This window comes from Megasphaera hexanoica, assembly GCF_043520715.1.
Taxonomy (GTDB): Bacteria; Bacillota; Negativicutes; order Veillonellales; family Megasphaeraceae; genus Megasphaera; species Megasphaera hexanoica.
On the sequence record NZ_CP171361.1, the window covers coordinates 751,652 to 768,807 of the forward strand.

The following is a 17,156-nucleotide window of genomic DNA, read 5'->3' on the forward strand; positions in this document are numbered from 1 at the left end:
TACTCGAGAAGGCCGGCTTTGTGAAGAGCCGGTGAAATTGGGTGGTAACACGGTACTTCCGTCCCTTTGCGGGGATGGAAGTTTTTTTTTATGATGAGGTGATACGATGGAACAGCAGAAACAGACAGGGCAGCAGCGAAGTGCCCTGAAACAACGGATCAAACGGCAGGCCCTGCGTCTGGGGGCCAATATTGTGGGATTTGCCAGCGTAGACCGCTGGCCGCAGCAGGGAGAAGTGGCCGAAGCGTACTGGCCCCAGTCCATCTGGCCCTGGAGCCGGACGGTCATCGTCCTGGGCGTACAGATTTACCTTCCTATGATTGAAACGACGCCATCGGTCGTCTATTCCGAATGTTACAATACGACGAACCGTCTCCTCGATGACACGGCATACCGCCTGGCCAACAAGCTCAACCAGTGGGGTTACCGGGCTCATTGGTTTCCCCGCGACTGCTACGGCGACATTTCCGTCCTGGTCAAAAAACCGGAAGCAGCCTTTTCCCACGTCTTTGCCGGAAAATACGCCGGTCTGGGGACGCTGGGACTCAATCACACCCTGATCACGCCCGAATACGGCCCGCGGGTGCGCCTCGTATCGGTCATTACCGACGCTGACGTACCGGCCGACGCCATGCAGGAAAAAGACTTGTGCATCCAGTGCAAGCGCTGCGTCTTCAACTGTCCGACCCATGCCTTTACGCCCCGGAACGACCGGCTCATCGCCGATATGGCCAAAGCGCGCTGTGCCGGCTATCATCAGAAACTCAAGACGGAATTCCGGTATCCCTGCGGCGTCTGTATTGCCGTTTGTCCCGTAGGGGCCGACCGCAAACGCTATGGCATGCATTCCGTCACAGCAGACGGGGCGGCACACTGCCGCGATTTCGGATCGGCCAACGCCGTAGAAGGCCGGGGCGTGCCGGAAGAAGCACAGAAAATCATCGATACGGCCATCCGCTGATTCCCTGCATACGGAGATGCGCACTGCCGTATCCCTGCAAATATAAAATATACCGATTTTGTATACAATAAAAGGAGGAATATGACATGCATATTCAATGGAAAAAAATCATCACCCTGACTCTCACCGCCCTGGCCCTGACCGCCGTCCTGGCAGGCTGTGGCAGCACTCAGAATGGCAGTGCGGAAAAGAAAGAAATCACCGTAGGCGTCAACCCCGGATCGGGGGAACAGATCATGGAACAGGTCGCCAAGGCCGCGGCCAAAGACGGCCTGACCGTCAAAGTCAAGGTATTCTCGGACTACATCACACCCGATAAAGCCCTGGCCGATGGCGATATCGACCTCAACTCCTATCAGCACGTGCCGTTCCTCAATACGTTCAATGAAAAAAATGGTACTGATCTCGTCCCCATCGGCGATACCTACCTGGCACCGATTGCCCTCTATTCCCACCGCTATACGGATATCAAAGACGTACCGGACGGCGCCCGCATCGCCATCCCCAACGACCCCAATAATGGCAGCCGGGCTCTGCTGCTCCTGAGCAAACTGGGCTGGATCACCCTCCGGGATGGTGCCGACCAGACCAAACTGACAACCCAGGACATCACCTCCAATCCCAGGCACATCGACATCGTAGAACTGGAAGCCGGCCAGCTGCCCCGTTCCATCGATGATGCCGACGGCGCCATCATCAACGCCGGATACGCCATCACCGCCGGCCTGCGCATCAGCGACCGTATCGCCACCGAAGACGATACCAGCCCCTATGTCAACGTCATCGCCGCCCGGGCCAAAGACAAAGACAACCCGGCATATCAGAAATTTGTCAAAGCCTTCCAGTCTCCGGAAGTCAGACAATACATCGAAGAAAACTTCAAAGGCGAGCTCCTGCCGGCCTGGAAGTAAGAGACAGCCCTTTCCTGTTCGTACGGGAAAGGGCTGTTGTTTGTAGGTTGGAAAAGATAGTTTAACGTTTGATGAAAAGGCCGCAGGCCGTCCGTCGAAGAGGGAAAGGCTGGCAGCTGGTGGCCAGTGATTAGTGGTTAGCAGGAAGGGCAGCAGTCATCAGTCATCAGCCAGTAGCCGGTTCGACGGACCGGGTATCTTTGCCGTCCCTGATAAGGGAAGGAGGGCCACGAAGTGGCGGAAGGGTTCTTATTTCAATAGAGAGTTCATTATGAGTCCGATTGTCCGTTCGACGTGCAGCATCCTCGGACTCAGAAATTGGGACTCATATGATAAAAAGGCCGGGCCCGATGGATTGACACATATGTTCGATGAAGGTATCATATTATGTAACAATACGAGTGATTGAACGGTTTACAGGATAGGAGGAGTGGCGTATGGGACGGTGCAATGTAGCTGTCATTGGCAATCGTAAAAACATAATAGATAGGATGTGTGCATTAATACCGGATTATATTGACTATTTTGAGGAAGAAACTTGCCGTGTCATACGTGTCGTCGGAAGGCATACTATTATTTCCTGGCCTAAGTCAGGGAAAGCGAAGCAGATTGTACCCCTAAAAGAGCTGAATCCCCAGAATGAACATGAAAAATTGTACCTCGCGGCTGTGGTGGATCAATACGATAATTTTCTCATGGATGCTGACGATGGTAAGAGACGGCTGTTAGAAATGAATCACCGTGATTGGCTGTATGTGTTTGAATGTCATATGTAGAAACTTACTGATATATCCCTGATAATCATTTGCATATTTGGAAATGAGGTGACAGGTTTGGCATTATGATGCAGGTCTTGTGGGGCTGCTCTGGAAGTGGTATTATTTATCGTATTGTTTCCCGTCCATGACATTATGAGTATTGCCTTTTCCCAGGTACTGGAGTTTATTGTGGGAACAGAGGGGAAAGGTCATGAGCATCTGACGCCTGCCTGCCGTCCCCGTCTTGACAGTGCCTTTTATATTACCTATAATAATACAAGTAAATTTATGTCTATGGCTGATTTCGTGTGATGGAATCAGCCTTTTTTAAAGGAGTTATGCTATGCGTTTACGAAGAAAACCCTGGATTGACGATGCCATCCGCGAGTATGATTCGTTTGTCCATCTGTCCGGAGCGGAGGAATATAAAGGCCGCTGGCGGTCTGTGTTTGCCCGCCCCGATGTGCCGCTCTGGGTCGAGCTGGGTACGGGAAAGGGGAATTTCATTTCCCAGATGGCCATGCTGCACCCGGAGGTGAATTTTATCGGGATCGAAATCCAGACGGGGGTCCTGTATTATGCCGGAAAGAAATGCGCTGAAGCGGAAGTTTCCAATGTACATCTGCTAAAGTATGATGTGGCAAAAATCGAGGATATCTTTGCTCCCGGTGAAGTGGACCGGTTTTTCATCAATTTCTGTGATCCCTGGCCCAAGTCGCGCCACGCCAAGCGCCGTCTGACGTACCGCCTGTTTCTGGACCGCTATGCCCGGCTGCTGGCTCCGGGAGGCATGGTATTGTTCAAATCCGATAATGCCGGTCTGTTCGATTTTACGCTGGAAGAATTCCGCCAGCGGAACTGGCCGTTGTCAGAGGTGACCTATGATCTGCATCATAGTGATATCGTCAATGAAGCGATGACGGAATACGAAGCGAAATTCAGTGCCAAAGGGCAGCCGATTTTCCATTGCGCCGCCACCCGCCCTGCGGAGGTGAAGGCTGATGAATCCGCACACTAAGGAGATGCGCCGCAATTTCTGGATGCTCCTCATTGCTTTTTTTCTGCTGATCATCATCGGCACGTCCAATGTGTTCAGTTCGACTTTTGTCGAGGATATGGCAGAAGGGGGCAGTGCCTACGGCCATCTCATCCGGCAGGGTGTGTATCTGTCCCTGGGGCTGGTACCGGCCTTGTTTGTCTACAAAAAGGACTATCATATGTGGAAGAAATGGTCGGTCCGCCTGTTCGTCTTTACGGTCATCCTGCTTGTCGCCGTGCTGGCGGCGGGAATCGTCGTCAACGGCGCCCGGCGCTGGCTCGGGGCAGGAGGATTTACCTTCCAGCCTTCGGAAATCGCCAAGCTGGTCGTCATCCTTTTTACGGCTGACAAGCTGGCGCCACTGTGGGATAAGAAAGGCCATATCGAATTTTTCTCGCCCCTGTCGGCGTTTTTCCCGTCCCAAACAGGGAAAGAGCCGCGGTGGAAACGGATCCGCTTTGTGCCCCATCCGCTGCTGCTGCCGCCGCTTCTCCTGGGCATCCTCGTGTTCCGCCAGCCTGATGCCGGCACGGCTCTGGTTATTTTATTCCTGCCGCTGGTTATGTTCTGGGTGAGCGGAGCCAGTATCCTCAAGGCCAAGGTGCCTCTTCTGGCGACTCTTGCCGTAGGCATCGTGTACCTGCTCTCGGCGCCATACCGCATGAACCGCATTATTTCCTGGTATGATCCCTGGTCCTATGAAAAGACGCTGGGGTATCAGACCGTGCAGGGGCTCATCGCTATCGGTTCCGGCGGCATTATGGGGCAGGGGCTGGGTGAAGGTATCAGCAAGTTCAGTTATCTGCCCGAAGCCCATACGGACTTTGCCTTTGCCGTCCTGGCCCAGGAATGGGGGATGCGCGGTTCTATATTTATGCTGGTCCTGTTCAGTATGATTATTTATTTCGGCTGCAACTGTGCCTGGAATACGCGCGATACCTTTGGAAAATTGCTGACCGTAGGGATTACCATGTACTTTGGCGGTCAGGGAATGATCAATCTGGCCATGGTCAGCGGCATCCTGCCTGTCGTCGGTGTACCGCTGCCGTTTATCAGCTATGGTGGCACGTCGCTTTTGCTCAACATGATTGCTGCGGCGCTGCTCCTCAACATTGCCCACCGCAATTACCGCGAGGCCGTCATCGACGCCCGCCTGCGGGAGCAGCCGGCCCTGCATTCGATGAAAGAGGAGACGCGCAGCCGTTTTCCTCTGCGATGATATTGATTAGGAGGCTTTTTCATGGAACGAAGAATTATACAGGTAGATGAACGATTGCCGATTCTGCCGACAATCCCTCTGAGTCTGCAGCATTTGTTTGCTATGTTTGGATCGACCGTACTGGTGCCGTTCCTGCTCCACGTCGATCCGGCTACGGCCTTGTTTATGAATGGCATCGGCACGCTCTTGTACCTGACCATCTGCAAATGGCGGCTGCCGGCCTATCTCGGCTCCAGTTTTGCCTTTATTTCCCCGGTCCTGGCCGTATGCGCTACGCCGGGCATGACCTACGGTGATGCCCAGGGCGGGTTCATCGTTTTCGGCCTGTCGTTCATGATACTGGCGGCGATCGTCGATAAAGTGGGGACGAAGTGGATCGACATCCTCTTCCCGCCGGCTGCCATGGGTGCTATCGTAGCCATTATCGGGCTGGAACTGGCACCGCTTGCCATGACCATGTCGGGCTACCTCGGCGATGCCCAGGGGATGAGCAATGAAACGGCCATGATCATTTCTACCTTTACTCTCATCGTCACTATTCTGGCGACGCTCCTCGGCCGGGGCTTCATCGGCATCATCCCTATCCTGATCGGTGTCGTGTCCGGCTATATCCTGTCGTATTTCATGGGCGTCGTCGATCTGACGGCTGTGGAAGAAACGCCCTGGTTTGCCGTGCCGACGTTCTACAAGCCGGAATTTAATTTCAGTGCCATCATGATGATCATGCCGGCCCTGTTTGTCGTCTTTGCCGAACATCTGGGACACCTCTTTGTCACCAGTGATATCGTCGGGCGGAATCTCATCAAGGATCCGGGCCTGCACCGCAGTCTCTTTGCCGACGGCCTGTCCAACGTCATTTCCGGTCTCGTCGGTTCGACGCCGAATACGACTTACGGGGAAAATATGGGCGTCATGGCCATCACCGGTGTATACAGTACGTGGGTCATCGGCGGTGCCGCCGTCTTTGCCATCCTGTTTTCCTTCATCGGCAAGATTGCTGCTCTCATCCATGGCATCCCGACGCCGGTCATGGGCGGGGTGTGCATCCTGCTCTTTGGCTTCATTGCCGCATCGGGCATCCGCATGCTCGTCGAAAAGAAAGTCGATTATACCCGGTCCAAGAATCTGATCCTCACGGCTGTCACCATGATTACGGGCCTGTCAGGGGCAACGATTGCCGTCGGTCCGGTACAGCTGAAAGGGATGGGTCTGGCTACAGTCGTTGCTATGATTCTCAGTCTGGCGTTCATCGTCTTTGAAAAAACGGGACTGGAAAACCGCAATTAAAGGAGGATGTCTATGGCAGTATCACCGGCGCTGCGTGCGCTGCTGGCCAAAGGGCCGGCTATGGACCGGAAGAATCTGGTGACGCTTCTCGGCCTTACCGATGCCGATGACCGGCAGGCCCTGTATGATGCGGCCTATGCCGTAAAAGCGGAAACCGTCGGCCGGGTCGCTTATTACCGGGGGCTCATCGAATTTTCCAACCGCTGCATCAAGAATTGCCGCTATTGCGGCATCCGCCGCGATAATACGGAGGTAGAGCGGTTCGATACGGAACGGGACGATATCCTGGCCATGGCCCGCTGGACCTATGAGGCCGGCTATGGGTCGCTGACTCTTCAGTCAGGCGAACGGCAGGATGAGGAATTTATTTCTTATATAGAAGACCTCGTGCGGGACATCAAGAAGATTGGAAATGGTGGTCTCGGCCTGACCCTGTGCGTAGGGGAACAGACGGAAGAAACGTACCGCCGCTGGTTTGCCGCCGGCGCCCACCGCTATCTGCTGCGCATCGAGACCAGCAATCCCGCTCTCTATGCCCGGCTCCATCCCCAGGACGGCCATCACGAATGGACGGTGCGCCGGGATTGTCTCCGCGCACTGGGCCGGATTGGCTATCAGGTGGGGACGGGGGATATGATCGGCCTGCCGGGGCAGACTCTGGAAAATCTGGCAGACGATATCCTCTTTTACCGGGATATGAATATCGACATGATCGGCATGGGGCCTTATGTCGTCCATCATCAGACCCCGGTTGGAAAGGAAGTCCTCGCTGCCGGTCGCGATTCCCAGGAGGATAAACTGCACCGCCTCCATCTGGGCCTTGCCATGATTGCTGTGACGCGCCTCTTTCTGAGGGATGTCAACATCGCGGCGACGACGGCCCTGCAGGCTCTCCATCCCCTGGGCCGGGAACTGGGACTCAGGGCCGGCGCCAATATCCTCATGCCCATCGTGACGCTTCCCCAGTTCCGTTCCCAGTACCTTCTCTACGACAACAAACCCTGCGTCGATGAACAGGCCGAACAGTGCCGCAACTGCCTGAGCGGCCGCGTGGCATCAGTGGGGGATACGGTAGGTCTGGGGCAGTGGGGCGATGCTCCCCATTTCTTTCACAAAAAATAACCTTTCTTTTTTTCCCGTTCTATGATACAGTGAATATGGAATCCCTGGTTATGGTAATCGGGGTTCTTAAAATAGTATCTCCTGTACGCGCGATTAGTGTAGGCGTACGGGTAGTAGCTGCGTGTGAATCAAATCTTTCACTGCAGGCGCTACTATTTTAGGGTGCCGGTCCTTTACATGGGTGTTCGCAGCGGAGCAACTCCACCTTTATTGTTGCTCCCTGCCTGTAAGTACACCGTTGGTGGATACGGGGGCGGAGGCTCACTCCCGCCAAAAGGATCTGTACCTTACCAAAGGCAGTCTTCTACGTGCGGCTTGTTTCGTACAGGCACGGTTAAACAGGAGACTGCCTTTTTTTGTTTTTTTGGCCGGCGCAAGGGAGATGGCTCCTGTCTATTGCTATTTTGGAAAAGTTCTGCTATACTATTTTGGTAGCACTACATGGAAAGGTGTCCGAGTGGTTTAAGGAGCTAGTCTTGAAAACTAGTGATGCGGCAACGCACCGTGGGTTCGAATCCCACCCTTTCCGCCATTGATTTTTAGTAAAGCGGCTAAATGTTTAGGAGTTTCAAAAACCTTTAATTTATGCGGATTGCAGGCTTTTTTGAAAATTCCTATCGTTCGCCGCTTTTGCTTATTTTGAAGCAAAGTTGCTTAATTTTTTGCGTAATTTTTTTTTGGGCCTAAATGCTGATTTTTTCCAGCTTGTTTTTTAGTTCCTGCTTCATACTGTCGGTTACATGCGTGTATATCTGTAACGTGGTATTGGGGTCGTTATGGCCAACGCGTTGCATGATCGCTTTCAAAGGTACGTTCATTTCTGCCAACATGCTTATATGAGTATGTCGGAAAATGTGCGTACTTATTTTTTTGCCTGGAACAGTCACTTTCCGCAATATCCTATTTATGTATTGGATGTTATACGGCGCGCCTGTCCTGGTTGTGAAAATGTAGCCGCGGTCGTGATATGTACGGCTTATGCAGTTCCCCTTTTTCCACAATTCCAGGCGTTTGTTATCAGCCTTAAACCATTGTAAAATAGATATGGCCCGGCTATTTAAGTCTATCGTTCTGTATGAGTAGACATTTTTAGGCGTTCCGCGTTGGATCTCATCGCCATTCTTGATGATCTTCACAATAGTTCCATTGATATTGCACTGCCTTTTTTCAAGGTCGGTATCCTGCCAGCGCAGGGCCAGCATTTCACCACAACGCAAGCCAGTCAAGGAAATAAATTCCATAGCCAGGGCAACACGCTGATTCAAGACGCGTAATTGGTGCAGGACGTTTTGCAGTTCGTCATGATTCAAAAACTTGTTTGTTGCCTTTTCTAATTCTGCCGGCGTTGCAGGCCGCCGCTTTATCCGGATAGCTTCAAAGTCGTAAACGTCCGAAATATACCCGGCTTTTTTTGCGTATCGCATGATCATTTTTATGACTATGAGAGTGGCAGCACAATAGGAATATGAAAGTCGTTCCGTGTAATACATCTCTGTAATGATTTTTTCCGCAATAGCAGGCGTGAAGTCCTGGAACAACAGGCCAGGAGACAAGGCGCGTAGAATCCGCTTGCAGTACATTCTGTGATTATCTTGTGTTTCAACCTTTACCGTTGGAGCTGTTGCCTTGATCCATTCATCGCAGACGGCGGAAAATAACAGTTCTTCTTTACGCTTCTGTTTGTCTTTCTCTCTGCTGATACGCTTATTATATTTTTCAAGGAGCATTTGTCTGCCTGTACGTTGTGCCTGGCGGCTGTTGCTGTTGATTGTAACGGCCAGTATGAATTTTTTCCCGGTCGCTGGATCTGTGAAGCGTTCCCGGCATGAATAACGAATTCCCTTTTTACTTTCTAGTTCTATTATCCACATACAAGTTACCACCTTTCACACGTTCCTATATTATCCCTGCCAGGAATTAAGCAAACTTGTTAAAGGTCAGTATATATGCCGTAATCGCCCATTCTGGGCTGTTACGGCTCTTTTTATTTGTCTTGAATGGAATTTATCATGGATAGAATGTAAAACGGCTTAAAATGGAAACAATTATTTCTGTTCGTTATTACTATCGGAATGTTGTTCGATTTTATCGGTTTTTAAACGCGTATCCCCGTCTGTATATTCATATGTCCATACGAGATGGCCCAGAAAAATATTTTTAAATTGATTGGATGTTTCTTTTTTAAATTCCTCCATTGCTTCATTCCAACATTTTTTTAGTCCCTTTATTCCTAATGCTATTGTAGTATTTGTACCTGGTACATCGAAACAATATAATACTTTCCCATTTGCTTTTATTTCTCTCATTGGAATTTTGTATTCTCGTAATAGGTTGAAATATTTTATTTCCTCGTCCGGCTGATCTGGATCATATCCCAGCAGATCATCAATAGATACGTGTAGTGCCGCTGCTATTTTTATTAGTACATCGTATTTAGGTTCGCGGCCTTGATTTTCATATGATATATATGTCGTGTATGGTAAATCAATAATTTTCGCAAATTCTTTTGCAGTATAGCCAGATCTTTCCCTATATTCCTTTAGATTCTCATTGAACGACATGTGTTTCCCTCCTTTTGCCATTATTATACCTAAAACACGTATAGTAAGCAACAAAAATCACAAAAAAGGTATTGACATTAGTACATTATTTAGGTATTCTATATATAGAAATACATTAAAAAGGTATTTCAAAGTATTAAATTTACAAAGGAGGTGAAAAGCATGTCAAACAGAACAGAAAAAGTTGATTTTGATGCCGTTGGCAAGCTGATTGATGAAAAGTTCATTTCATGGGCTGAATTGGCAAGGATGGCCGGACTTTCAAGCGCTACTGTATTTGCTATTAAAGCCGGGCGGCGTAATGCCAGTTACAGAACGATACGCAAAATAGCCCAGTCATTAAATGTACAGCCGAGCGACATTATTAAAAACCATGACTAATGGTGTATTCCCTGCCAGGAATTAAGCAAGCTTGTTAGATATTGAAAGGTGGTGAAACTATGGAAGTCTACAAAACAAAGAACGATCTTGATTCGCGGCAATATGTCCGGCCTGTACAGCTTCAAAAACTACTGGGAGTATCACGTACAACAGTATGGAAACTCTTAAACGGCTTCACGGCAGTAAAAGGCAATGAACGGGCCGTATTGGATTTAAGCCAGACATTAAAGCTGGTGCCGCTTCATGAATTTATGGATTGGCTGAAAAGCCAGAATGGAAAGTATTTACAGAAATAGGAGCGTGGAAATATGAGAATACAACAGAATAAGAATTTTTATCCTGGTGCATATAATGTGCTGGAAGTCGACCAGATCCCCAGACTGATACGCCTTATAAAAAGGCAGTGCGGCAATAATTTTGCACCGTATGGAAAACCGATAGAAATATTTGCCGCTGATGGTTTTATGTGCGTGCGGTATGAAAATAATCAATGGTTCCATTATGATTTGCTGGAAAATACATGGTGGTAATAAAAAAGGCCGTCCCCGGTGCGCCAACACTGGAAACGGCATAGGACGAAAAACGACACCATGCGTAATAGTCCTATTTGAATTGTATCGCATAAAGGAGCTGAATACAACTTTGAAAATAAATTTTGATACCATTCCCCAGGAAATGAAGTACCTGCCAAACTGGATTTGCTGGAAATGGCAGAAACGGGACGGAAAAAAGACTAAAATCCCGTATGATCCTAAAACGGGACGCGCCGCAAAAAGCAATGATCCTGTTACCTGGTCAGACTTTGAGACAGCAACGGGGCAGGCCGAAAATTATACCGGAATTGGCTTCATGCTTTCAAATAGTCCGCTTGTGGGTATTGATATCGATCATTGTATTATAGACGGTGAAATAAGCGAAAAGGCGCAAAAAATCATAGATGCCTTTAGCAGCTATACGGAAATTTCTCCCAGTGGTACGGGGATTCATATACTTGTGAAAGCGGATATAAACGGCCCAGGCAAGCGAAATAAAGAGCTTGAAATATATTCACAGGGGCGATATTTGACTGTTACGGGCGATGTATTCCAGGGGCGCGGCGATATTGCAGAGCGTACCCAGGAAGCAACAGAGCTGTTAAACCGTATGGACGGAAAAGACGGGAAAAGGGATGTTCCACCGCCTGTTGACCTTACGGAACGGATTGTACAGGCCAGCGATGCGCCGTTTGATGTGTTGCGGATCATCAGTCTGGCAAGGAAAAGCCGCCAGGGAGATTCATTTACAAGACTGTTTGATATAGGGGATACATCCGGGTACAACAGTGCAAGCGAAGCAGATATGGCGTTAATGGATATGCTGCCATTCTGGACGCAAGGCAATAAGGATTTAATGTTACGGATCTTCAATATGTCGGCATTAGGCCAGCGCGAAAAATGGAAAACGCGGCCCGATTATCAGAAAACGACAATAGAAAAAGCATTGAAGTCCTGGAACGGCATTTCTTATGATCCGCAGGCCTTAAAGGAAAAGCAGGCGCAATATGACAGATTCATACAAGAAAACAAGATTACAAAAAGTAATGACGAATTGGAAAAACTGATTTATTTTGAACTCAATGATACCGGGAACGCCGAACGGCTCGAATTGATTTACGGCGATATTATCCGTTATTGTATTGAATCGGATGCCTGGTATAAATGGGATGGGAAACGTTGGAAGCAGTCCGAAGCAAAAGCAACAGAGTTATATAATCTTGTGAGTGCTGTCATGCGCCTTTCTGCCATGGAATACACACGTATTAACGGACAGCCGCAAAACAGAGATGAGGAAGAAGCAGAAAAACAATACAAACGGTTCTGCAAAAAGTCGGAAAATCTTCATGGTATTATTAGCACGATTCGCCGGGCAGAGGCTTTACTTCCAATCTATTTGGAAAAGCTGGATGCAAACCCATGGCTGCTAAACTGTCAGAATGGTATTGTTGATTTAAAGACGGGCCAATTATTACCACATGACAGGGAACAGTATATGACGCAAATCTGCAATGCTGATTATGTACCAGGTCAACAATGGTCTGAATTATGGGAAACAACAGTGAAACAAATTATTACAAATGATGATGTACGGCACTATCTACATAAATTTATAGGCTATTGCCTTACAGGTCTTACACGTGAAGAAAAACTGTTATTCCTGTATGGTGCTGGTGGTGGCGGAAAAGGAACGTTCATTGAAACGATAGCAAAAGTTTTGGGCGATTACGCGGATACCGTCCCCGTTGATATTTTATTGAGTGCCAGGAATGACGCCAAAAACGGGAACGAACCTACACCACAACTGGCAAAGATTGCAGGGAAACGGCTTATTGTTACCAGTGAAAGCGGCCAGGGCCGGAAATTCAATGACGCCCGTGTAAAACTTCTTACAGGTGGAGACAAAATAACGGCCAGGCTGTTACGGCAGAATCCCTTTACATTTACGCCCATGTTCAAGATTGTAATGAGCAGTAATTTCCAGCCAGCAGTTACTAATACCATGGATAAAGGCATGAAACGGCGGTTGATTATTGTTCCTTTTGATGCGGATCTGCAAGATATACGGGATGTTACATTGAAAGAACGGCTGTTATCTCAGCAGGAACGGGCCGGGATATTGTCATGGTGCGTGGATGGCTGCTTGCAGTGGCAAAAAGAGGGGTTAGGCGAAATGCCTGATGCTGTCAAGAAAACACTGGCCGAATACTACGACAGCAACGACTTGATAGGTGAATTTATAGAAACATATTGCGATGTATCGCCGAATCTGCATGTAAAAGTACGTGATCTACTAAATGCGTTCAATGAAAAAATGAATGACGGCCGTGGCTGGCATGATATGCGACTTTCTACTTTTAGAGAAAATATGCAGATGCGGCATTTCCACAAGGAACGCTATAATGACGGCATGCATTTTGTAGGCATTGGCTTAAAAATGAACTGGAGAACTATTTTTTAATATCCAACTGCTATAAAAAGGTGAAGAAAGTGAAGAAATGAAAATTTTTTACTAATCGGATAATTTTTTACCGCTTCACTATTTATATATAGGGTAATAGGGATTTTACTTTCAAAACTTCACTTTTTCACTTTAATAGACAAATGTCAAAAATAGGAGCGTGAATAAAAATGGCTAGAAGAATGATTAAAAATAAAGGGATATCAAATGAATGTTTAAATATCGGTCTAGCTGGTATCAATAAAAAGTCCTTGTTAATGAAAGGGTATCCAGTCAACCGGGCAGAACGCCGAAAGATAGAACGCATACGGAAGGAAGGACGTTACACATATAAAACGCCATTGTAATTATTTAGGAGGGAAAATAATGGAAACAAGATATGATGTCATTAAAAATATTATCGTAAAAGCAATAGCCGACATTGACGAGGAAAAATTTGATACAAAGCAGGATAGAATCAAATTCATCTTATCATTAATGATGAAAAGTTATGATGCCGGATATAATCGCGGCGCGAAACAGGCAATACAGATAATTGATATGCACAAATAGCATATAGCAAAAAAAAGGCCGGGCAAGTATTACCAGTGCTTGTCTGGCCTATCATAAAAAAAAATCCACACAGGGGCTGTATTTCTGCTTTACCACCAGAAAATAATAAAACGTACGATGAGAATAAAATATATAGAAAAACTATACTCTAACAGAATGTTCAAAAGAGGAGCCAGAAGAAAACGGACGCTGACAGGGAGACAAGAAGCCTTTCTGTTTAATTACCTGGTAATGAGACAGACGGCAACGCAGGCCGCCTATAATGCCGGATATTGTCCCAGGTATGCAAGCCAGGCGGCGGCGCAAGTGCTGAAAAGTATCAATGTAGCCGCGTATATAGGGGCGTATTATTTAGAGTACTGGAATAGCTTCACGAAAGGCATATCAGTTTATAGTACGATGCTGAATAATAGGGAACGTGCTTTTGTAGACTACTGGCTGATATATGCAGATGCGAAAAAGGCCGCCATAAAAGCCGGGTATAAAAGAAGATACGCTAAACAGTACGGCCATGAACTATTGCAGAAGCCTAAAATGCAAAAGGCAATTCTTGAACGGATAAAATCATGTGATGAAAAGGAGATGATCTAATGAAGATCCATATAAGTTTTGAGACAGAAGAAGAAAAAGATGCTGCTATGGATGTCCTAGAAATGCTAGATTTACGTTTCCCAGATAAAAAGAAGCGGTTCAAAGAGCCGAAAAAGACAGGGCAACGAAAGCATTGTTATTTTACGATTACTGATCCAGGCAAAAAATTAGTATAAATCTTGTGAGTATGGTATAATACAAATAGCAATGAATTTTGCACGAGTACCGCAATGTTTAAAGGGCCGTTTTTCCTACTGATTTCCCGGTTCACTTTGAACATTGTAAGCAAAACCGGCTTCCATTTTGCACGGGAAAAACGTTATTGCAGCGTTTACCCGTGCTTTTTTTGTTGTTCAGCTTGTGTTTATACGTATGAAAATACGGAGTAGCAATCCAATGCGTAAAGGAGAGAAAAAGAATGAGTGATAGAACATTTACACAAGAAGAAGTCGATAATATTGTAAAGGGAAGATTAGCACAAGAACGCGCAAAGCATGAAAATATGATCCAGGCAAAAGAGGACGAATGGCGCGGCAAATTCGAACAGTATAAAGAAACCGTAGAAGCAGAACGGAAAAGAACTACTGCCGACAAAATAAAAACGCAGGTCGTTGCGGCATTAAATAAATATCATGCAATCAGTCCAGATTTAGCGGATCTTATTACTGGGAAAGTACATGTAAAGGATGACGGTTCACTTGTTATGGATGGAGCGAACCAAACGGAAATATCTATAGACGATGGCGTTTCAGCCTGGTTACATGATCGCCCGCAATTTGTAAAAAATATGTCTATCCCAGGTTCTGGAGTGCTTGGCGGTTTAAATATAAGAAACCGTGAAGCCGATGATGCCAATGCAATACGCGCGGCTATGCATATCCCTTTGAAATGAAAGGAATGATATAAATGGCTATTGATTTAGCGGCATTATATGCTAAATATGTAGATGAACAGTTTACTTCAGAATCCCAGACGGGTCTTGTCACGAATAATGATTTCCAGTGGGACGGGGTAGACACAATCAAAGTATATAAAATAAGCACTAGTGCTATGAATGATTACGACCGCGCAGGCGAAAAGACGGCAACGCAGTGGAGCAGATACGGCGTAATAAAGCCGCTTGATGCTGTAACAGAAGTCATGACGCTTTCACGGGATCGGTCGTTTACGTTTGTCCTGGATAAACTGGATGTAATGGAAACGGGCGATAATTTAAACGCTCTTACGGCATTAGCACGCCAAAACAGGGAAGTTGTTATCCCCGAAATTGATAAATATGTTTATGGTAAAATCATTGCAGGAGCAGGCGAAAAGCCGACTGCAATTACACTGACGGCAGATAATATTTTTGATGAAATATTAAAGGCTAACAATGCGTTAGATAATGCAGAGGTGCCAACAAATGGCCGTGTGATTATTGTTACTCCCGATACATACCAGCTGATGAAGAAAAATAGCAGCATTGTCATGAATACAGATATCGGGCAGGATATGCGTATTAAAGGCGTTATTTCAAATTTAGATGGTGCCAACGTAATCAAAGTTCCGGCTTCTCACCTGCCGGATAATTTTGGCTTTGCTGTATGTCATCCAGTGGCAACGGTAAAGGCCGAAAAATTGGCAGAATGTAAGGTACATGATAATCCGCCTGGCATTTCTGGTTATCTGGTAGAGGGGCGTTATTGCTATGACGCTTTTGTTCTCGATAATAAAAAGGCAGCTATCTATTACCAGGAAAACAAGCCGTCTGCATAAGCGGCATATAATTTAATACGGGAAAAAGCGACTGATCCATGCAAATCAGCCGCTTTTTCTATAATACAATAAATATGTGTAAAGAGGACGGTTTTTGAATAGCAGTAAAAGATACGATATATAACGAATATGGACAATAGCATAATAATATGGTGTAAAGGAGTGCGGATCTAATGCCAGCAAATGAGCAGAATATTATGTGTATGATACAGCAATTAGACGATACAAAGAAATGCCGCAGTACTATATTTAAGGCTATGTTATTTATTCAAGAGAAACAATATCATGAAGAATGTACGGATAAACTGAAAAGCATATACCCTTTAGAATTGAGAAATAAAATAGAGGCGTATTATCAATCATGTATTCTAGACTGGCAGTCAAAAATAAATGAGTATAAGGAATTGGAAAGCAGTTTTGCACGTATATTAGATACACTGCCAGATAAACAGCGTAACGTTTTATACATGCTATATATAGACGGGCTGACGGCTGAAGAAGTCGCGGAAAAACTTGTTTACACGACAGGGAATATATTTAAGATTAGACGTGATGCTATTGCCATGTTAGAAAAGAAATACCCGGCCAATATTGACCAGGTATTTCAGCAGGGATAATATAGAGGTGCGTAATTTTTGCGTAATTGTCTAATTATGTACGTTCAATATGCACAATCAAGCGGTTGTACTACCCTTTCCGCCATTGATTTGTGGGAGCAATGAGAAATGTTTCCTAACGTTTATAATCGCTTAATCATGCGGATTGTGGGCGATTTTGATAACGAAAGAATGTTTCCCATTGCTCTTTTTTTGTACCCTTTTTGCGCACTTTACGGCAGGAAAGGCCAGCCGTCGGCAGCTGGCGGCCAGCAGCCGGCTCTGCGGACAGAGATTCTTTGCCGTCCCTGTGAAGGGAAGGTGCCCGTCAGGGCGGAAGGTATGATGAAGAAAGGCCATCGGCGCTGCCAGAAAGAATGGGATCTCTTGCTGTCAGCTTATAACAAACATGCATAAAATGGTACAATT

The 17,156-nt window shown here is 46.8% G+C and carries 22 protein-coding genes, 1 tRNA gene and 1 other annotated feature (1 of these 24 cut by a window edge); of the genes, 21 read left to right on the forward strand and 2 right to left on the reverse strand.

Annotation, left to right across the window (positions count from 1 at the left end):
* Nucleotides 1-69, forward strand: a binding site (T-box leader); it begins 175 nt to the left of the window's first position.
* Nucleotides 70-106: 37 nt separating this feature from the next.
* From ACGTIC_RS03500 to ACGTIC_RS03540, 9 genes are all read left to right on the forward strand, one after another.
* Complete coding sequence (locus ACGTIC_RS03500) at nucleotides 107-961, forward strand: 4Fe-4S dicluster domain-containing protein (protein ID WP_059076080.1); 855 nt, start codon at nucleotides 107-109, stop codon at nucleotides 959-961.
* A gap of 86 nt (nucleotides 962-1,047) precedes the next feature.
* Nucleotides 1,048-1,872, forward strand: coding sequence for a MetQ/NlpA family ABC transporter substrate-binding protein (locus ACGTIC_RS03505; RefSeq protein WP_075581937.1), 825 nt, complete (start codon nucleotides 1,048-1,050; stop codon nucleotides 1,870-1,872).
* Nucleotides 1,873-2,309: 437 nt separating this feature from the next.
* A complete protein-coding gene (locus ACGTIC_RS03510; protein ID WP_113855384.1) occupies nucleotides 2,310-2,648 on the forward strand; it encodes a hypothetical protein in 339 nt (112 codons plus the stop codon).
* 96 nt (nucleotides 2,649-2,744) lie between these two features.
* Nucleotides 2,745-2,942, forward strand: a complete 198-nt coding sequence (locus tag ACGTIC_RS03515) for a hypothetical protein (RefSeq protein ID WP_113855385.1) — start codon at nucleotides 2,745-2,747, stop codon at nucleotides 2,940-2,942.
* Nucleotides 2,943-2,973: 31 nt separating this feature from the next.
* Nucleotides 2,974-3,648: a tRNA (guanosine(46)-N7)-methyltransferase TrmB gene (gene trmB / locus ACGTIC_RS03520; RefSeq protein ID WP_113855386.1), complete on the forward strand. Its 675-nt coding sequence runs from the start codon at nucleotides 2,974-2,976 to the stop codon at nucleotides 3,646-3,648.
* Nucleotides 3,632-4,888 (forward strand): FtsW/RodA/SpoVE family cell cycle protein, encoded by a 1,257-nt coding sequence (locus ACGTIC_RS03525; RefSeq protein ID WP_075581941.1) that lies wholly within the window; start codon nucleotides 3,632-3,634, stop codon nucleotides 4,886-4,888. The genes trmB and ACGTIC_RS03525 overlap by 17 nt, the downstream gene beginning before the upstream one ends.
* A gap of 21 nt (nucleotides 4,889-4,909) precedes the next feature.
* Nucleotides 4,910-6,175, forward strand: coding sequence for a uracil permease (gene uraA, locus ACGTIC_RS03530; protein ID WP_059076641.1), 1,266 nt, complete (start codon nucleotides 4,910-4,912; stop codon nucleotides 6,173-6,175).
* A 12-nt stretch (nucleotides 6,176-6,187) separates the two neighbouring features.
* The gene (gene hydE / locus ACGTIC_RS03535; RefSeq protein ID WP_113855387.1) at nucleotides 6,188-7,297 is read left to right on the forward strand and encodes a [FeFe] hydrogenase H-cluster radical SAM maturase HydE; all 1,110 of its coding nucleotides are present in this window, start codon (nucleotides 6,188-6,190) and stop codon (nucleotides 7,295-7,297) included.
* 443 nt (nucleotides 7,298-7,740) lie between these two features.
* A tRNA-Ser gene (locus ACGTIC_RS03540) sits at nucleotides 7,741-7,829 on the forward strand.
* 151 nt (nucleotides 7,830-7,980) lie between these two features.
* Here ACGTIC_RS03540 and ACGTIC_RS03545 read toward each other — a convergent pair.
* Entirely contained in the window at nucleotides 7,981-9,168 is a 1,188-nt protein-coding gene (locus ACGTIC_RS03545) for a site-specific integrase (RefSeq protein WP_113855388.1), read from the reverse strand.
* A gap of 174 nt (nucleotides 9,169-9,342) precedes the next feature.
* Nucleotides 9,343-9,858: a helix-turn-helix domain-containing protein gene (locus ACGTIC_RS03550; RefSeq protein ID WP_162816212.1), complete on the reverse strand. Its 516-nt coding sequence runs from the start codon at nucleotides 9,856-9,858 to the stop codon at nucleotides 9,343-9,345.
* Nucleotides 9,859-10,020: 162 nt separating this feature from the next.
* Here ACGTIC_RS03550 and ACGTIC_RS03555 point away from each other — a divergent pair, with 162 nt between their 5' ends.
* From ACGTIC_RS03555 to ACGTIC_RS03610, 12 genes are all read left to right on the forward strand, one after another.
* Nucleotides 10,021-10,239 (forward strand): helix-turn-helix transcriptional regulator, encoded by a 219-nt coding sequence (locus tag ACGTIC_RS03555; protein ID WP_113855390.1) that lies wholly within the window; start codon nucleotides 10,021-10,023, stop codon nucleotides 10,237-10,239.
* Nucleotides 10,240-10,298: 59 nt separating this feature from the next.
* Nucleotides 10,299-10,535, forward strand: coding sequence for a hypothetical protein (locus tag ACGTIC_RS03560; protein ID WP_113855391.1), 237 nt, complete (start codon nucleotides 10,299-10,301; stop codon nucleotides 10,533-10,535).
* Between the two features lie 12 nt (nucleotides 10,536-10,547).
* Nucleotides 10,548-10,769 (forward strand): hypothetical protein, encoded by a 222-nt coding sequence (locus ACGTIC_RS03565; protein ID WP_162816213.1) that lies wholly within the window; start codon nucleotides 10,548-10,550, stop codon nucleotides 10,767-10,769.
* Between the two features lie 145 nt (nucleotides 10,770-10,914).
* A complete protein-coding gene (locus tag ACGTIC_RS03570) occupies nucleotides 10,915-13,233 on the forward strand; it encodes a phage/plasmid primase, P4 family (RefSeq protein WP_394542146.1) in 2,319 nt (772 codons plus the stop codon).
* Nucleotides 13,234-13,403: 170 nt separating this feature from the next.
* Nucleotides 13,404-13,580 (forward strand): hypothetical protein, encoded by a 177-nt coding sequence (locus ACGTIC_RS03575; protein WP_162816215.1) that lies wholly within the window; start codon nucleotides 13,404-13,406, stop codon nucleotides 13,578-13,580.
* Nucleotides 13,581-13,599: 19 nt separating this feature from the next.
* Nucleotides 13,600-13,785, forward strand: coding sequence for a hypothetical protein (locus ACGTIC_RS03580; protein WP_113855393.1), 186 nt, complete (start codon nucleotides 13,600-13,602; stop codon nucleotides 13,783-13,785).
* A gap of 156 nt (nucleotides 13,786-13,941) precedes the next feature.
* Nucleotides 13,942-14,376, forward strand: coding sequence for a terminase small subunit (locus tag ACGTIC_RS03585; RefSeq protein WP_257536666.1), 435 nt, complete (start codon nucleotides 13,942-13,944; stop codon nucleotides 14,374-14,376).
* Nucleotides 14,376-14,552, forward strand: a complete 177-nt coding sequence (locus ACGTIC_RS03590) for a hypothetical protein (protein ID WP_162816216.1) — start codon at nucleotides 14,376-14,378, stop codon at nucleotides 14,550-14,552. The genes ACGTIC_RS03585 and ACGTIC_RS03590 overlap by 1 nt, the downstream gene beginning before the upstream one ends.
* A gap of 242 nt (nucleotides 14,553-14,794) precedes the next feature.
* The gene (locus ACGTIC_RS03595; RefSeq protein ID WP_113855395.1) at nucleotides 14,795-15,268 is read left to right on the forward strand and encodes a hypothetical protein; all 474 of its coding nucleotides are present in this window, start codon (nucleotides 14,795-14,797) and stop codon (nucleotides 15,266-15,268) included.
* A 14-nt stretch (nucleotides 15,269-15,282) separates the two neighbouring features.
* Nucleotides 15,283-16,131, forward strand: a complete 849-nt coding sequence (locus tag ACGTIC_RS03600; RefSeq protein WP_113855396.1) for a hypothetical protein — start codon at nucleotides 15,283-15,285, stop codon at nucleotides 16,129-16,131.
* A gap of 173 nt (nucleotides 16,132-16,304) precedes the next feature.
* On the forward strand, nucleotides 16,305-16,748 hold the full coding sequence (locus ACGTIC_RS03605; RefSeq protein WP_113855397.1) for a sigma factor-like helix-turn-helix DNA-binding protein: 444 nt from the start codon (nucleotides 16,305-16,307) through the stop codon (nucleotides 16,746-16,748).
* Nucleotides 16,749-16,856: 108 nt separating this feature from the next.
* Complete coding sequence (locus tag ACGTIC_RS03610) at nucleotides 16,857-17,144, forward strand: hypothetical protein (RefSeq protein WP_075581944.1); 288 nt, start codon at nucleotides 16,857-16,859, stop codon at nucleotides 17,142-17,144.
* The last annotated feature ends 12 nt before the right edge of the window (nucleotides 17,145-17,156 follow it).

What these genes read in the sequence shown, in the direction of transcription:
- ACGTIC_RS03510 (WP_113855384.1), top strand. Translation starts at nt 2,310, where the DNA reads ATGGGACGGTGCAATGTAGCTGTCATTGGCAATCGTAAAAACATAATA.
- ACGTIC_RS03545 (WP_113855388.1), bottom strand. Translation starts at nt 9,168, where the DNA reads ATGTGGATAATAGAACTAGAAAGTAAAAAGGGAATTCGTTATTCATGC.
- ACGTIC_RS03575 (WP_162816215.1), top strand. Translation starts at nt 13,404, where the DNA reads ATGGCTAGAAGAATGATTAAAAATAAAGGGATATCAAATGAATGTTTA.
- ACGTIC_RS03555 (WP_113855390.1), top strand. Translation starts at nt 10,021, where the DNA reads ATGTCAAACAGAACAGAAAAAGTTGATTTTGATGCCGTTGGCAAGCTG.
- ACGTIC_RS03505 (WP_075581937.1), top strand. Translation starts at nt 1,048, where the DNA reads ATGCATATTCAATGGAAAAAAATCATCACCCTGACTCTCACCGCCCTG.
- ACGTIC_RS03605 (WP_113855397.1), top strand. Translation starts at nt 16,305, where the DNA reads ATGCCAGCAAATGAGCAGAATATTATGTGTATGATACAGCAATTAGAC.
- uraA (WP_059076641.1), top strand. Translation starts at nt 4,910, where the DNA reads ATGGAACGAAGAATTATACAGGTAGATGAACGATTGCCGATTCTGCCG.
- ACGTIC_RS03525 (WP_075581941.1), top strand. Translation starts at nt 3,632, where the DNA reads ATGAATCCGCACACTAAGGAGATGCGCCGCAATTTCTGGATGCTCCTC.
- ACGTIC_RS03585 (WP_257536666.1), top strand. Translation starts at nt 13,942, where the DNA reads ATGTTCAAAAGAGGAGCCAGAAGAAAACGGACGCTGACAGGGAGACAA.
- ACGTIC_RS03550 (WP_162816212.1), bottom strand. Translation starts at nt 9,858, where the DNA reads ATGTCGTTCAATGAGAATCTAAAGGAATATAGGGAAAGATCTGGCTAT.
- ACGTIC_RS03500 (WP_059076080.1), top strand. Translation starts at nt 107, where the DNA reads ATGGAACAGCAGAAACAGACAGGGCAGCAGCGAAGTGCCCTGAAACAA.
- ACGTIC_RS03570 (WP_394542146.1), top strand. Translation starts at nt 10,915, where the DNA reads ATGAAGTACCTGCCAAACTGGATTTGCTGGAAATGGCAGAAACGGGAC.
- ACGTIC_RS03580 (WP_113855393.1), top strand. Translation starts at nt 13,600, where the DNA reads ATGGAAACAAGATATGATGTCATTAAAAATATTATCGTAAAAGCAATA.
- ACGTIC_RS03595 (WP_113855395.1), top strand. Translation starts at nt 14,795, where the DNA reads ATGAGTGATAGAACATTTACACAAGAAGAAGTCGATAATATTGTAAAG.
- hydE (WP_113855387.1), top strand. Translation starts at nt 6,188, where the DNA reads ATGGCAGTATCACCGGCGCTGCGTGCGCTGCTGGCCAAAGGGCCGGCT.
- ACGTIC_RS03610 (WP_075581944.1), top strand. Translation starts at nt 16,857, where the DNA reads ATGTTTCCTAACGTTTATAATCGCTTAATCATGCGGATTGTGGGCGAT.
- ACGTIC_RS03565 (WP_162816213.1), top strand. Translation starts at nt 10,548, where the DNA reads ATGAGAATACAACAGAATAAGAATTTTTATCCTGGTGCATATAATGTG.
- ACGTIC_RS03600 (WP_113855396.1), top strand. Translation starts at nt 15,283, where the DNA reads ATGGCTATTGATTTAGCGGCATTATATGCTAAATATGTAGATGAACAG.
- ACGTIC_RS03560 (WP_113855391.1), top strand. Translation starts at nt 10,299, where the DNA reads ATGGAAGTCTACAAAACAAAGAACGATCTTGATTCGCGGCAATATGTC.
- trmB (WP_113855386.1), top strand. Translation starts at nt 2,974, where the DNA reads ATGCGTTTACGAAGAAAACCCTGGATTGACGATGCCATCCGCGAGTAT.
- ACGTIC_RS03590 (WP_162816216.1), top strand. Translation starts at nt 14,376, where the DNA reads ATGAAGATCCATATAAGTTTTGAGACAGAAGAAGAAAAAGATGCTGCT.